The following is a 13696-nucleotide window of genomic DNA, read 5'->3' as shown; positions in this document are numbered from 1 at the left end:
TCACGCCCCGGGGTGCTCGCCACCCCCGCGGACATCCTGGACCTCGGCGGCCCCGGTGCGGGCTCGTTTTACGGAGATCCGGTCCAGCACGAGCCCCACGATCGCGCCCACGGCACCGCCGATGATCAGGAACGTCATGAGGAAGAACCCGATGATCGCCGCGCGGGTGTACGCGATCGATCCGGGGCCGAGCGCGCCGATCAGCAGCCCGGCGATCGCCCCGATCGCCGCTCCGGCGGCCAGGAACGCGGTCACGTTGGGTGCACGGCGCACCGTGACCTCCTGGGTGGTGGTTCCGGGACGGGGTGCGCTCTCGGGGGACTCGCGGTGGACGGACGTCATGGTCTCCACGGTATCGCGCGTGCGGGGGTGGTGTGTCCGGCGGGCGGGCGGGGGCACTTGCGATCTGCTGGGAGTTTTCGGCGCGTTGGCCGGACGCTGCCGAGTCCGCGGTCCGGGGCCGGTCCCCGCCGTCTCCGCACCGGTCCGTTCCGCGTGTTGGTCTCCTTCGGGGTCCGCCCGGCAGATTCGCCCGCACCCACTCGGCGGTCTGCGCCCGGTGGCGTCAGCGGAAAAGCGGCATCCACCCGCTGAGGTCGGTGCGGGTTCCCGACGCCGCCACGCTCCCGGCGGCGACGGCGCCGGCCCAGGTCTCGGCGCCCGTGGCCAGGGACAACCACGTGGCGGCATCCGTCTCCACCACGTTGGGCGGGGTGCCCCTGGTGTGCCGGGGCCCGGCCACACACTGGGTGACACCGAACGGCGGGACACGCACCTCCACGGAGTTGCCCTCCGCGCGGGTGCCGAGCTCCTCGAGGCAGTAGCGCACGGCGGTGGCCACGGTGCGGCGGTCGGCGGCCTCCGGGTCCTCCCGCCAGCGGGCGAGGGCCAGGATGCCGTCAGCGGGGTCGATCCTGCGTCGCATCACGGCGGGCCTCAGACCAGCAGGTCCTGCAGGGCCGGCGCGAGCTCAACGGCGCCCACGGGCTTTCCCGCCCCCGTGATCGGCTGTGTGACGAGATCAAGGACGCGGGCGGCGTCGGCCTCGGAGATCGCCCCGGTGTGGGCGAGCAGGGTGAGGCCCACGAGGGAGTTGGCGCGCGAGGAGCCGTCGAGCATCTTGATGGCCACGGACCATCCGGCCCGGGTGCCGAGGCCGAGCACGCCCTCCGCGCCGAGCTTGGTGATCACGTCCAGCTCCTGCATGATCACCGTGTTGGAGCGCCCCGGTCCCTGCACGTACTCCGGGTAGTCGAGCATCGAGGTGGCCACGGTCGCGGCGCGGGCGTCTGCCTGGATGTTGCGGGCCGCCCGGCCGAGCGTGGAGTACATGCGTGCGAGTCCCTTGAGGCTGATGGCCGGCAGCGGTGCGCCGCAGCCGTCCACCCCCACGTGGGCGGGGGCCTCGCCGGCGAACTCCTCGACCGTCTCCAGCACGAGCCGCTGCAGCGGGTGCTCGGGGTCCAGGTAGGTGTCCGTCGGCCAGCCGTTGGTCACGCAGGCGAGCAGGAACGCGGCGTGCTTGCCGGAGCAGTTCATGCACATGCGGTTCTGGCCGCACTCCGTGCGGACCAGCCACGCGCGGGTGTCCTCGTCCTGGGGCCAGTCCGGCGGGCACTGCAGGGCCTCGGGGCCGAGCCCGGCGGCCTTGAGGATCGAGCTGACGGCATCGAGGTGGTCGAAGGTCCCGGTGTGGGACGCCGCGGCGATGGCCACCTGCTCGCCGCGCAGCGCGGCCCCCGCCTTCATGGCGGCGACCGCCTGGAACGGCTTGAGCGTGGAGCGCGGGAAGATCAGCTCCTCGGGTGCGCCCACGGAGAGGGCCACGGAGCCGTCCGGGGCGAGCACCACGGCCGAGCCGCGGTGGCGGGACTCCACGAAGCCGCTGCGCTGCACCACGGCGAGATCCACGGCCTGATCCGAGCTGAAAGTCTGCATGGGCCCAGTATGTCAGCGTCGTGGGGTGCAATCGTTGCCCGCCCGGGCCCGGTGGCCGATACGCTGAGCCGGTGAAGGTTTTGGTGGTGGGCCCCGGCGGCCGCGAGCACGCGATGATCACGTCCCTCCTGCGGGACCCGCACGTCAGCGAGGTCCACGCGGCCCCCGGCAACGCCGGGATCGCGCAGGACGTTCCGGTGCACCCGCTCAACGCACGGGATCCGGAGGCAGTGGTGGCCCTGGCCCGCGAGCTCTCGGCGGACCTCGTGGTCGTGGGCCCAGAGGCGCCACTCGTGGCGGGGGTTGCGGATGCGCTCGACGCCGCTGGGATCCCCGTCTTCGGCCCGTCCCGCGAGGCAGCCCGGATCGAGGGCTCCAAGGCGTTCGCCAAGGAGATCATGGCCGCGGCGGGTGTTCCCACGGCGCGCGCCGTCGCCACGTCGGACATGATGCAGGTGCGCGAGGCGCTCGAGCTCTTCGGCGCCCCCCACGTGGTCAAGGACGACGGCCTGGCGGCGGGCAAGGGAGTGGTGGTCACCCAGGATCGCGACCGCGCGGAGGCACACGCCCGGGAGTGCCTCGACGCCGGCGGTTCCGTGGTTGTCGAGGAGTTCCTGGACGGCCCCGAGGTCTCGCTGTTCGTGCTCAGCGACGGCGAGCACGTGGTGCCTCTGCAGCCCGCGCAGGACTTCAAGCGCGTGCGCGACGGGGACGAGGGCCCGAACACCGGCGGCATGGGTGCCTACACCCCGCTGGACTGGCTGCCCGAGGACTTCACCCGGGAGGTCGTGGAGCGCGTGGCCCGGCCCGTGGTGAACGAGCTGCGCCGCAGGGGCACCCCGTTCACGGGCGTGCTCTACTGCGGTCTGGCGCTCACGCCCCGGGGCGTGCAGGTGATCGAGTTCAACGCGCGCTTCGGGGACCCGGAGACGCAGTCCGTGCTGGCCATGCTGGAGACCCCGCTCGGGGAGCTGCTGCTCGACGCCGCCCGCGGCCGGCTGGACGAGGAGCGTCCGCTGCAGTGGCGGCCCGGGGCCTCCGTGACGATCGTGCTCGCGGCCCACAACTACCCGGGGGCGCCGCGCAGGGGGGATGTGATCTCCGGTCTGGAGGAGGTCAACGAGGTTCCCGAGACCCGGGTGATCCACGCGGGCACTGAGCGCAACGACGCCGGGGAGCTGGTTTCGGCGGGCGGGCGCGTGCTCGCCGTCGTGTCGCTGGGCGCGGATCTGCGGGAGGCCCGCGAGCGTGGCTATCGTGGGGTCCAGCGCATCACGCTGAACGGATCCCACCACCGCACGGACATCGCGCTGGCCGCGGCTGAGGGGCGGATCGAGGTCCCGACACCGGGTGCCGCGCAGCACACTGCAACCCGGGGCACGGCCACCTCCATGGACGGGCGCCCCGCGGCGAGCACAGCAGAGGAGCAGGCATGAGCGAGCACGGCACACCCCCGGAGATCCCGGGCTGGAAGCACATCTACTCCGGGAAGGTGCGCGAGCTCTACGTTCCGGACGAGTCCCGGCTCAGCGCCACGGGCGTGGCCATCCACAACGACGCCGAGTACCGCGCGGGTGCCGTGCTGGTGGTGGCGAGCGACCGGATCTCCGCGTTCGACCAGGTCCTGCCCACCGAGATCCCGGGCAAGGGCACCATCCTCACCCAGCTGTCCCTGTGGTGGTTCCAGCAGCTGGACGGGATCCCCAACCACATCCTCACCACGGACGTGCACGAGTCCGTGCGCGGGCGGGCCGTGGTGTGCAAGAACCTCTCGATGTTCCCCGTGGAGAACATCGTGCGCGGCTATCTCACGGGCTCGGGCCTGAAGGACTACCGCGCCACGGGTGCGGTGTGCGGCATCGAGCTGCCGGACGGACTGCGGGACGGGGACCGCCTGGAGCAGCCCATCTTCACCCCCACGGGCAAGGCCGAGCTGGGGGAGCACGACGAGCCCATCACCTACCGGGAGATGGCGGACGTGGTGGGCAACTCCGTGGCGGACCGGCTGCGCGAGCTGTCCCTGAAGATCTACACGCGAGCCGAGCGGATCGCCCGGGAGCGCGGGATCATCGTGGCGGACACCAAGGTGGAGTTCGGGCTGGACTCCTACCGCGGGGCCATCACGCTGGGGGACGAGGTCCTGACCCCGGACTCCTCGCGGTTCTGGGACCTGGAGACCTACAAACCCGGCCAGCCCCAGCCGTCCTTCGACAAGCAGTACGTGCGGGACTGGCTGCGCTCCGACGAGTCCGGCTGGGACGGGCAGGGGCCTGTCCCCGAGCTTCCCGAGGACGTGGTGGCGAAGACGCGTGAGCGCTACGTGGAGGCCTACGAGCGGCTCACCGGCCGTGCGTTCGACCCCCGCGGACCGTTCATCGAGGTGGCCGGGCCGCCGGAGTACTGAGCCCGCGCCAGCCGGCGGACGACTGTCCCGGGGAACGCCACCCTGCGGAAGATCACCCCGCGCGAGGCTGCCCTGGGGGAGGACCGCCCTCCGGGAGCACGTCCGGCGGGAGGTCGTCAGGCGGAGCGTCCCAACGGGCTCGGCGCACGTCCACCTGGACCCAGTGCGCCCTCGTGTCCCGCAGGGGCGTGCCCTCGCGCTCGTAGTGTTCCCGCGCGGTGATCTGCAGGTAGTTCGGCAGGGTGCCGTCCGCGCGCACCACCCGCCACCAGGCGGCGCCCCGGCCGAGCTTCCCCGAGGCCATGATGCGCGCCGCGAGCCGCGGGGTCCCGAGCCGGGCGAGCTCGGCCACGTCCCCGTAGCTGAGCACCCTGCCCGGCGGGATACTGGCGACGACGCCCCGCACCGCCTCGACCGGGTCCTCACCGCCGCGCCCCTCCGGGTCCCGGCTCACGCGAACGGGATCCGCACGTCCAGGCACCACGCGGCGTCGTGCGCCCCGTACTCCACGCTGCCGTCGAGCAGGGCCACACGCTCGCGGATTCCCGGCAGCCCAAAGCCGGAGGTCAGCTCCGCGCCGGGGGCCTCGGCTTCGCCCGCGGGCCGGGCACCGCGGCGGACCGGGTTCTGCGCGTGGACGTGCACGCAGGAACCGCTCGTGGACACCTGCATCTCGCAGTGAGAACCGGCGGGGGCGTACTTGATCATGTTGGTCGTGGCCTCCTGCATCACCCGGGCCGCGGTGCCACGGACGGTTGTGGGAAGGCGTGCCGCGCCGTCGTCGAGCGTGAACTCCGGGTGGAGCCCCGAGTGCTCGAGGTTCGAGGCGAGCGTGCGGGCGATGTCGCCCAGCGATCCCGTGGTCAACCCCGAGGTGCCACCGGCCTGGGGGCGTGCGGGGCCGGCGGGACCGGGGGAGTCGCGCAGCACCTGCAGCAGGATGCGCAGCTCCTGCAGGCCCGAGCGTGCGGCGGTGTCCATTGCGTCGATCGTGCGGTGCAGTGCGGCCGGGTCCTGTTCGCGCTGGGAGCCGGCGGCCTGCATGGTGACGAGCGTGAGCTCGTGGGCCACGACGTCGTGCAGGTCCCGGGCCAGGGCCAGCCGCTCCTGCTCCCGCAGCTGCTGGTGCGTGACCTCGAGCACCGCGAGCCGCCGGGCATTGAGACGGTACTGGGTGAGGAAGAAGCGCAGGGCCACACCGAACAGCGCGCACACGCCGAGGGGCAGGCCGAGCGCCCACACGAAGCGGGTGTCGTGGGAGACGGCGGAGACCACGACGATCCACGCCGCGGAAGTCGCGACGAAGAGGGCGACGGTGCGGCGAGGCACCATGGCAACGACGCCGACCATGACCACGCACGCCCCGAGCAGCATTGCGGCGTATTCATCGGGCACCACCGATGCCGCGTAGCCCACGACGATGACGACGGTGCTCGCCTTGGGCGACCAGGCGAGGAGGGCCACCGCGCCGTAGCTGAGGACGGAGGTCCCGGCCGTCAGAATCGCCGTGAGGGGTGTCAGCGTCTGCCAATCGACGGACCGCAGGTCGTCGAGCAGTGCGAGTGCCGCGAAGAGCAGGACGACGATTCGCAACCAGTTCGGCATGGAGCGAGTGAGCGCCGTCGGCTGGTCGTCGCGGGATGTGGGTGCCGGGATCAGTGGCCGCCCTTGCAGAGCAGCGGCAGGTACCCGCAGATCACGGAGGAAGGCCCGGTGCGCACGGAGGCACCGGTATCGGCGGCGGCGGGCGCCATGGCGCCGAAGGACAGGCCGCACACGAGGGCGGCGGTGACGGCGGTGCGCACCATGCGGGTGCGGCGGGTGCGGGTGGCGGAGGCGTGCGGGAGTGTCGAGATCTGTTTCATGGTGCCAGCTTATGATCGCCTCATGGATTTGTGCAGACTCCTCCTCGTCGACGACCACCCGCTCATGAGGGATGCACTGGCCAACCTGTTCCGCGCCGAGCCGGGCTTCGAAGTGGTCGGCGAAGCGGGGGAGGGTGCCGAGGCCGTCGAGAAGTGCCTCGCGCTGCAGCCGGACGTGGTCCTGATGGACATCCGCATGCCGGGGATGGACGGGATCGAGGCCACGGAGCTGATCGTGCGGCAGTGCCCGAGCACCAAGGTGCTCGCCCTCACCACGTTCTCGACCCTGGAGTACGTGGTGCCCGCGCTGCGTGCCGGGGCCTCCGGCTACCTGGTGAAGGATGCGCGGCACAACGAGATTGTCTCGGCCGCGAGCCTGGTGCGGGAGGACGAGCTTGCGCTGTCTCCGTCCGTGGCGAGCTCGCTGGCGAACAACGTGCTGGGGGACGTGCCTGTGCCGTCCGTGCGGCGCAGGAGCCGGCGGGAGGCGGTCGCGCACGCCTCGGGGCTGTGGGCCACCGGCCCGCTTCCCGGTGCGCCGCAGCTCGCGCCGCGGGAGCTCGAGACCCTGGAGTCGATAGCGCGGGGGCTGAACAACGCCGAGATCGCCGAGCGGATGTCCGTCTCGCACGGCAGCGTGAAGGCCTACGTCTCCCGACTGTGCGAGAAGCTGGCCGTGCGGGACCGGGTCCAGGTGCTGATCGCGGGGATCGAGTGGGGCCTCGTGAAGCCCGCTCTCGACGACGACGACGCGGGCCGCCCCTGATTCCCAGGTTCTGCCCAGTTTCAAGGCCCAGGTCTGGTCGGATGGCCATAGCCCTTCGAACGCCGCGTGCGGCACAGTGGATGGTGGACGCCCTGACCCGGTGTCCACCGCTCCCGGGGGATGGGCGACTGTACGGCGCACCGAGCTCCCGGGGAGTGGACCGCTGGATTCGCGGCGGGGGCCCTTGTACCCCACCCCCGGACGAGTTCCGCGAGGCCTGGATCACCTCGCGCGCAGCTCCGAGGGCTCCCGCCGCGTCAGCAGCCCGAGCGTGGGCGGATCTGGCCCCGGCGCCCTCCGACCAGGGGGTGCCGGGGCAACCCGCTCACTCGGAGCCGGTGCCCCCGGTCTCGTCCGGGACGAGCGCGTAGAACCACAGGATGTGCTCGCGCAGCAGCCGCGCCGCCAGTTCACCCTCCCGATCGAGCGTGGCCCGCAGGATCTCCCGGTGCTGGTGCTGCAGTCCCGCACGCACCCCGGGCCAGTCGGAGGTGGCCGCCACGGTCTCCTGCACGTAGCCGATGGTCGCCTCGCGCAGCGACGCCATGATCGTCTCCAGCACCACGTTGCCGCCCAGGGACGCCAGCTGGAAGTGGAACTGCGCGTCCAGGCAGTGGAACTCGGCGTCGGCCACGTCCGGGCGGTCCATGCGGTCCAGCAGCGCCGTCGCCTGCTCCAGGACGGCGGTGCGCTCCGGCACGTCCGAGCGCGCGGCGTCGAGACTCGACTGGGTCTCCAGCAGCACACGGGTGCTCACCACGTCCGCTACGGGCAGGGACCTGGTGGCGATGTGCATGCGCAGCGCCCACCCCAGTGCTGCCGAGGGGTCCGAGATGACCGTGGCACCGGAGTGCGGCCCGGACCCGGTGGCGGAGCGCACCAGCCCCATGGCCGCGAGGATCCGCACCGCTTCGCGGACCGAGGCACGGGAGATGCCGAAGTCCTCCGCGAGGGTGCGCTCGGCCGGCAGCTTGTCGCCCACCCGCAGCTCACCCGAGCGCAGCTGCCGTTCGAGCCAGTCCAGCACCACGGTGTAGGCGGGGGCGGTGCTCATGGTTCCTCCCAGGGGATTGCACGCGATGGCCCGCCACCGCGAGTAGCGGTGACGGGCCGGGACGCCTCACTGTACCGATGCGGCTCAGGCTGCTGGCAGCATCCAGGCGAGGACGTTGGACTGCAGGAACACCAGGCAGCACAGCACCAGGAGCATGCCGAGCGACCACGGCACGACCGCCCTGAAGATGCTGGACTCCTTGCCCTGCATGCCCACGGAGGTGGACGCGATGGCCAGCGACTGCGGGGAGATCATCTTGCCCACCACGCCACCGGACGTGTTGGCCGCCGTCATCAGGTGGGGATCCAGCCCGGAGCCCAGCGCCGCTGTCTTCTGCAGGTTGGCGAACAGGGCGTTGGCCGAGGTGTCCGATCCCGTGACCGCGGTACCCACCCAGCCCAGGACGGGTGAGAAGAAGGCGAAGGCCGCGCCGAGACCCGCCACGAACGTGCCGATGGCGATGGTCTGGCCCGAGAAGTTCATCACGTAGGCCAGGGCGAGCACGGCCATGATGGTCAGCGCGGAGAAGCGCATCTTCCAGAAGCAGCGCCCGATCTCCGCGATGGCGTTGCCCACGGAGAGGCGGAACATGCCGTTGTGGTTGAACAGGCAGTACACGATGGTGACCAGCAGCCCCGTGATCAGCAACAGGGTTCCGGGGCTGGAGAGCCACTGGAAGTTGTAGACGGTCCCTGTGATGGCCTCACCCTTGGCGTTGAGCAGGTGGCCGTGCAGACCGGGCCAGGGGATCTTCACGTCCGTGGTGGCCAGGGCCTTGGGGACGTTGACGCCGGCGGTCCACAGCTTGGCGATGCCGAAGATCACGACCACCAGGACGTAGGGGAGCACGGCCATCCAGATGCGGCCCGGGGTGAGCACCGCGGCGCTCTCGGGCTTCTCCACGCCCAGGTCCGCGCGCACAGCCTCGGCACCCTTGGGGCGCCAGAACCGCATGAGGACCACGGCCGCCGCGAGGCCTACAAGGGACGCCACGACGTCCGTGAGCTCGTAGGAGAAGTGCGTGGCGCACCACCACTGCGCGATCGCGAAGCTGCCGCCCACCACGAGCGCGGCGGGCCAGGCCTGCTTGAGGCCGCGGGCGCCGTCGACGATGAGCAGCAGGAAGAAGGGGACCACGAACGCGAACAGAGGCGCCTGGTGGCCCACGACGGCACCGATGTGCGCGGGGTCCAGATCCGTGAGCGCGCCCGCGGTGGTGATGGGGATGGCGATGGCGCCGAAGGCCACCGGGGCGGTGTTGGCGATCAGCACCAGGGTGGCGGCCTTGAGGGGCTTCAGGCCCAAGGCCAGGATCATGGTCGCGGTGATGGCCACGGGCGCGCCGAAGCCGGCCAGTGCCTCCAGCAGGCCGCCGAAGCAGAACGCGATCAGCATGGCCTGGATCCTCAGGTCACCGCCGCCGATGGTGTCGAAGATGGTGCGGAGGTCCTCGAAGCGCCCCGAGAGCACGGTCACCTGGTAGAACCACAGGGCCATGACCACGATCCACACGATCGGGAAGAGGCCGTAGACGGCACCCTGCGTGGCGGTGAGCAGGGCGAGCTGGGTGGGCATGCCGAAGCCCAGGATCGCCACGGCCAGGGCGACCACCAGGGAGGTCAGCCCGGCCACGTACGCGCTGGCGCGGAAGGCCAGCAGCATCACGAAGAAGGTCAGCAGGGGGAGGCAGCCCACCAGGGCGGAGAGGCCGATGCTGCCTCCCACGGCATCGGTCACGGCGGTGAAGGTGGTCACAGGATCTCCAAGGGGTGAGGGGTGGATCGGAACCGCAGTTCTCGGGGTGGGGCGGTTCTGGCCGGGGCGGTGTGCACCGTGTCCGGAACCGGTCGTAGGATAAGTGGTCAGGCCACAGTGGTCCGACCACACAGCGTACATGATCCAGGTCACACGATTAAGGCGTGGCGCCCGGTGATTCGTGAGATGACGAGCGCGTCCGGCGGATGTCCGCGGCCGCGTGCGCGCATTGTTGTGATCCGGTTCACGGGCGTAGCCTGGCCTGGACGCAGAGATGGACCGAGGCAGACGATGACCAGAGCAGACGGTTGGGAGACCACAACATGAGAATCGCGCTCTTCGCCACGTGCATTGTGGATGCCATGTATCCGAAGGTGGCACTGGCCACCGTGCGGATCCTGGAGCGGCTGGGACACGAGGTGGTGTTTCCCCAGGGGCAGGGCTGCTGCTCCCAGATGCACATCAACAGCGGGTACTTCGAGGACGCCGTTCCCGTGATCCGCAACCATGTCCGGGCCTTCACCAGCACGGACTACGACGTCGCCGTGGCGCCCTCCGGCTCGTGCGTCGCCTCCCTGGGCCACCAGCAGCCGCTGGTCGCGCGGCAGTGCGGGGACGCCGCGCTCGCCGAGGACGCGGCCATGGTTGCGGAGAACACCTACGAGCTCTCGGAGCTGCTCGTGGACGTGCTCGGCGTGACCGACTCGGCCGCCCAGCTGGGCTCCTGGTTCCCCCACCCCGTCACCTACCACCCGTCCTGCCACGGCATGCGCCTGCTCGGGCTCGGGGACCGCCAGAAGGACCTCGTGCGCTCCGTGGAGGAGATCGAGTTCCACGAGTTGCCGGACGCCGAGGAGTGCTGCGGTTTCGGCGGCACCTTCTCCTTCAAGAACCCGGACGTCTCCGGCGCCATGGCGGATGCCAAGCTGCGCAACATCGTGGACTCCGGTGCCTCCCTGTGCACCGGCGGGGACGCCTCCTGTCTCATGCACCTGGGCGGAGCCGCCTCCAAGCGGAAGCTGGACGTGCAGACGGTCCACTTCGCGGAGATCCTCGCGTCCACCCGCGCCAACCCGTTGATCGTGGACGGGCCCGTGGAACTGTCCATCCCCCAGCCCGGCCGCCGGTCGGCAGCCCCGGTAGGAGCCACCCGATGAGTATCACGTCCCTGGGCATGCCCGCCGTGCGCCCCGTCCACGGCCAGGGCAACCTTCACGCTCAGGTGGCCTTCCCACAGGCCGCCAAGAAAGAGCTGCAGAACGAGCAGATGCGCGCCAACATCCGGCACGCCACCCACTCCATCCGCGCCAAGCGCGCGAGCGTGGTGGGCGAGGTCCCCGACTGGCAGGCGCTACGCGACACAGGGTCCGCGACCAAGGAAATGGTCATGGCGCACCTTCCCGAGCTGCTCGAGGAGTTCGAGCGCAACTTCACCGCGCAGGGCGGCGTCGTCCACTGGGCGCGGGATGCGGACGAGGCCAACGCCATCGTGACGAGCCTGATCCAGGAGCAGGAGGTCACGGACGTCATCAAGGTCAAGTCCATGGCCACCCAGGAGATCGGGCTGGACGAGCACCTGCAGGAGCACGGCATCTCCGCCACGGAGACGGACCTCGCCGAGCTGATCGTGCAGCTGGGCAAGGACAAGCCCTCTCACATCCTGGTCCCCGCCATCCACAAGAACCGCGAGGAGATCCGCGAGATCTTCCGCAACGAGATGACCGAGACCACGGACGAGCTCACGAGCGAGCCGCGCGTGCTGGCCGAGGCGGCCCGAAAGCACCTGCGCGAGAAGTTCCTGACCTCCAAGGTCGCGATCTCCGGAGCGAACTTCGGCATCGCGGACACGGGAACGCTGTCCGTGGTGGAGTCCGAGGGCAACGGCCGCATGTGCCTCACCCTGCCCGAGACGCTGATCACGGTGATGGGTATCGAGAAGCTGCTGCCCAGCTACGAGGACCTCGAGGTCTTCTTCCAGCTGCTTCCGCGCTCCTCCACCGGTGAGCGCATGAATCCGTACACCTCCCTGTGGACCGGTGTCACACCCGGCGACGGGCCCCAGAACGTGCACGTGGTGCTGCTGGACAACGGCCGCTCGGCGGTGCTCTCGGATCCCGAGGGACGCTCCGCGCTGCACTGCATCCGCTGCTCGGCGTGCCTGAACGTGTGCCCGGTGTACGAGCAGGTCGGCGGCCACGCCTACGGCTCCACCTACCCGGGGCCCATCGGCGCGATCCTCTCCCCGCAGCTCACCGGCATCACCTCCGAGGAGAACGCCTCCCTGCCCTATGCCTCCTCCTTGTGCGGGGCCTGCTACCAGGTGTGTCCCGTGAAGATCAACATCCCCGAGATCCTCGTGCACCTGCGGGACGAGGACGTCCGCACGCAGCACGGGGAGCGCACGGACGTGGCCGCCCCAGCGCCCACCTCGACGGATCCCGCGATCACCGCGGGGGACGAGTGGCGCGAGGAGAAGTCCCTCACCGCGGACGAGGGCAACGGCGGACAGGACGGCGCGCCCGAAGAAGGGACGCTCAAGGACCTCTCCACGAAAGCGCGGCGCGTCGGCCGCCGGATGCGCGATGCCGTTCCCACGCGCGGGCTTCCCACGCAGATGGACGCGATGATGAAGGGTGCGTCCTTCGTGATGTCCTCGGGTCAGCGCATGTCCCTGGCCGAACGCGCCCTGCCTCTGGGCCGCGTGGTAGCGGGACGGGACCACGCGATCGGCTGGCTCCCCGGCATGGTGGGTGGCTGGACCCAGCAGCGTGACGTCCCCGAGCCGCCCAAGGAGTCCTTCCGCAACTGGTGGAAGAAGCACGAGGACGAGACGGCCCAGCGTCTGGATCGGGACGGCGCGACGCTTGACGCCCGGGCGGAGGTGCCCGGGTCGGATCGCTCCGCGCCCGCGGATGGCAGTGCAGCCGGCCAGGGCGTTGCGTCCAGCCGGGGCAGTGCCGCCGGTAAGAGCAGTGCCGCTGGTGGTGGGTCCGCCGGTGGGGAGTCCTCCGGGGTTTCCGGAGCGAGAGCGGACGACGTCGCCGGGGGAGTCTCGGAGGCGAACGCCGACCCCACCGAGCACAACGACCGGAACGCCGGGCGACGCACGGAAGAGAACGGGGAGCAGGCATGAGCACGGACGCCAAGACCGAGATCCTGGAGCGGCTCGCGGGCGCGCTCTCGGACCATCCGCAGGCACCCGAAATCCCTCGGGCCTACCGGCGGCACTCCGAGCTGAGCCGCGAGGAGATCGTGGACATGCTCGAGGACCGGCTCCTGGACTACAAGGCGAACGTGTTCCGAGAGGCGGCGGAGACCGTCGCGGAGCGCATTGCCAGCCAGCTCGGGGCGTCCGCGCGGTACGTGATCCCCGAGGGCTTCGACACCGCCCTGCTGCCCGAGGACACCGCCGCACGACGCGTGATCGTGGACCCGAACGACTCCCGGGGGGCCTCCGCGCTGTCCGTGCGAGAGCTCAACCGGGTGGACGCCGTGGTGACTTCCTCGACCGTCTCGTGCGCCCAGACGGGGACCATCTTCCTGTCGGGACGTCCGGACGAGGGGCGCCGGGCCATCACGCTCGTACCCGACCACCACATCTGCATCGTGCCGCTGGAGACCGTGGTGGAGCTGATCCCCGAGGCGATCTCGCGGGTGGAGCCCACCGTGCCGACCACCATGATCTCGGGCCCCTCAGCGACGTCGGACATCGAGCTCGAACGAGTGGAGGGGGTGCACGGTCCCCGCACCCTGGACGTGATCCTGCTGGGCTGAGCCCCGAGGCGATGAACCCCAGCCGCTCCATCCCCGACCCATGGGGGCACCTGAGCCGGCTCGCGCTGTAAAAGTGCAGCTTTCGACGCATTCCTGCTGGAGGAGGTCGAAAGCTGCGCTTTTTCTGTGTGTGGCGGGCG

Annotated in this window: 14 protein-coding genes; 6 read left to right on the top strand and 8 right to left on the bottom strand. The window is 70.8% G+C overall.

Annotation, left to right across the window (positions count from 1 at the left end; translation table 11 throughout):
* From FS770_RS04210 to FS770_RS04200, 3 genes are all read right to left on the bottom strand, one after another.
* Window positions 1-342 (bottom strand): hypothetical protein, encoded by a 342-nt coding sequence (locus tag FS770_RS04210; protein ID WP_144940936.1) that lies wholly within the window; start codon window positions 340-342, stop codon window positions 1-3.
* Window positions 343-565: 223 nt separating this feature from the next.
* Window positions 566-925: a sterol carrier family protein gene (locus FS770_RS04205; protein ID WP_145010089.1), complete on the bottom strand. Its 360-nt coding sequence runs from the start codon at window positions 923-925 to the stop codon at window positions 566-568.
* Between the two features lie 11 nt (window positions 926-936).
* Window positions 937-1938: an asparaginase gene (locus FS770_RS04200; protein ID WP_145010086.1), complete on the bottom strand. Its 1002-nt coding sequence runs from the start codon at window positions 1936-1938 to the stop codon at window positions 937-939.
* Window positions 1939-2009: 71 nt separating this feature from the next.
* On the opposite strand from FS770_RS04200, the gene purD reads away from it, so the two are divergent.
* Window positions 2010-3374, top strand: coding sequence for a phosphoribosylamine--glycine ligase (purD, locus tag FS770_RS04195; protein WP_145010083.1), 1365 nt, complete (start codon window positions 2010-2012; stop codon window positions 3372-3374).
* Window positions 3371-4342, top strand: a complete 972-nt coding sequence (locus tag FS770_RS04190; RefSeq protein WP_055082280.1) for a phosphoribosylaminoimidazolesuccinocarboxamide synthase — start codon at window positions 3371-3373, stop codon at window positions 4340-4342. Before purD ends, FS770_RS04190 begins: the two co-directional genes overlap by 4 nt.
* Before the next feature lie 52 nt (window positions 4343-4394).
* Here FS770_RS04190 and FS770_RS04185 read toward each other — a convergent pair whose 3' ends face one another.
* From FS770_RS04185 to FS770_RS04175, 3 genes are read right to left on the bottom strand one after another with little or no spacing between them, the layout of a single operon-like run.
* Window positions 4395-4796, bottom strand: a complete 402-nt coding sequence (locus tag FS770_RS04185) for an MGMT family protein (protein ID WP_244944733.1) — start codon at window positions 4794-4796, stop codon at window positions 4395-4397.
* The gene (locus tag FS770_RS04180; protein WP_145010076.1) at window positions 4793-5947 is read right to left on the bottom strand and encodes a sensor histidine kinase; all 1155 of its coding nucleotides are present in this window, start codon (window positions 5945-5947) and stop codon (window positions 4793-4795) included. The genes FS770_RS04185 and FS770_RS04180 overlap by 4 nt, the downstream gene beginning before the upstream one ends.
* A 50-nt stretch (window positions 5948-5997) precedes the next feature.
* Complete coding sequence (locus FS770_RS04175; RefSeq protein ID WP_055082287.1) at window positions 5998-6207, bottom strand: hypothetical protein; 210 nt, start codon at window positions 6205-6207, stop codon at window positions 5998-6000.
* Window positions 6208-6229: 22 nt separating this feature from the next.
* Here FS770_RS04175 and FS770_RS04170 point away from each other — a divergent pair, with 22 nt between their 5' ends.
* On the top strand, window positions 6230-6973 hold the full coding sequence (locus FS770_RS04170) for a response regulator transcription factor (protein WP_244944732.1): 744 nt from the start codon (window positions 6230-6232) through the stop codon (window positions 6971-6973).
* A 325-nt stretch (window positions 6974-7298) separates the two neighbouring features.
* On the opposite strand, the gene FS770_RS04165 is transcribed toward FS770_RS04170, so the two are convergent.
* A complete protein-coding gene (locus tag FS770_RS04165; RefSeq protein ID WP_144940921.1) occupies window positions 7299-8027 on the bottom strand; it encodes a FadR/GntR family transcriptional regulator in 729 nt (242 codons plus the stop codon).
* An 84-nt stretch (window positions 8028-8111) separates the two neighbouring features.
* On the bottom strand, window positions 8112-9782 hold the full coding sequence (locus tag FS770_RS04160; RefSeq protein WP_144940918.1) for an L-lactate permease: 1671 nt from the start codon (window positions 9780-9782) through the stop codon (window positions 8112-8114).
* Window positions 9783-10105: 323 nt separating this feature from the next.
* Between FS770_RS04160 and FS770_RS04155 the strand changes: the two genes are divergently transcribed.
* From FS770_RS04155 to FS770_RS04145, 3 genes are read left to right on the top strand one after another with little or no spacing between them, the layout of a single operon-like run.
* Window positions 10106-10939 (top strand): (Fe-S)-binding protein, encoded by an 834-nt coding sequence (locus FS770_RS04155; protein ID WP_055082335.1) that lies wholly within the window; start codon window positions 10106-10108, stop codon window positions 10937-10939.
* Window positions 10936-12915 carry a lactate utilization protein B gene (locus tag FS770_RS04150; protein WP_055082295.1) on the top strand — a complete coding sequence of 660 codons (1980 nt, stop codon included), beginning with the start codon at window positions 10936-10938 and terminating at the stop codon, window positions 12913-12915. The genes FS770_RS04155 and FS770_RS04150 overlap by 4 nt, the downstream gene beginning before the upstream one ends.
* Window positions 12912-13556 carry a LutC/YkgG family protein gene (locus FS770_RS04145; RefSeq protein ID WP_145010070.1) on the top strand — a complete coding sequence of 215 codons (645 nt, stop codon included), beginning with the start codon at window positions 12912-12914 and terminating at the stop codon, window positions 13554-13556. The genes FS770_RS04150 and FS770_RS04145 overlap by 4 nt, the downstream gene beginning before the upstream one ends.
* Window positions 13557-13696: the final 140 nt, after the last annotated feature.

It is taken from the genome of Kocuria salsicia (assembly GCF_007681555.1).
Lineage (GTDB): Bacteria > Actinomycetota > Actinomycetes > Actinomycetales > Micrococcaceae > Kocuria > Kocuria salsicia.
Note: the sequence above shows the minus strand (reverse complement) of the source record. Positions and strands in the feature narration are given on the sequence as shown.

Excerpts from the sequence above, each read along its gene's own strand:
- FS770_RS04210 (WP_144940936.1), bottom strand. The coding sequence starts at position 342 with ATGACGTCCGTCCACCGCGAGTCCCCCGAGAGCGCACCCCGTCCCGGA.
- FS770_RS04205 (WP_145010089.1), bottom strand. The coding sequence starts at position 925 with ATGCGACGCAGGATCGACCCCGCTGACGGCATCCTGGCCCTCGCCCGC.
- FS770_RS04200 (WP_145010086.1), bottom strand. The coding sequence starts at position 1,938 with ATGCAGACTTTCAGCTCGGATCAGGCCGTGGATCTCGCCGTGGTGCAG.
- FS770_RS04190 (WP_055082280.1), top strand. The coding sequence starts at position 3,371 with ATGAGCGAGCACGGCACACCCCCGGAGATCCCGGGCTGGAAGCACATC.
- FS770_RS04180 (WP_145010076.1), bottom strand. The coding sequence starts at position 5,947 with ATGCCGAACTGGTTGCGAATCGTCGTCCTGCTCTTCGCGGCACTCGCA.
- FS770_RS04175 (WP_055082287.1), bottom strand. The coding sequence starts at position 6,207 with ATGAAACAGATCTCGACACTCCCGCACGCCTCCGCCACCCGCACCCGC.
- FS770_RS04170 (WP_244944732.1), top strand. The coding sequence starts at position 6,230 with ATGGATTTGTGCAGACTCCTCCTCGTCGACGACCACCCGCTCATGAGG.
- FS770_RS04165 (WP_144940921.1), bottom strand. The coding sequence starts at position 8,027 with ATGAGCACCGCCCCCGCCTACACCGTGGTGCTGGACTGGCTCGAACGG.
- FS770_RS04155 (WP_055082335.1), top strand. The coding sequence starts at position 10,106 with ATGAGAATCGCGCTCTTCGCCACGTGCATTGTGGATGCCATGTATCCG.
- FS770_RS04150 (WP_055082295.1), top strand. The coding sequence starts at position 10,936 with ATGAGTATCACGTCCCTGGGCATGCCCGCCGTGCGCCCCGTCCACGGC.
- FS770_RS04145 (WP_145010070.1), top strand. The coding sequence starts at position 12,912 with ATGAGCACGGACGCCAAGACCGAGATCCTGGAGCGGCTCGCGGGCGCG.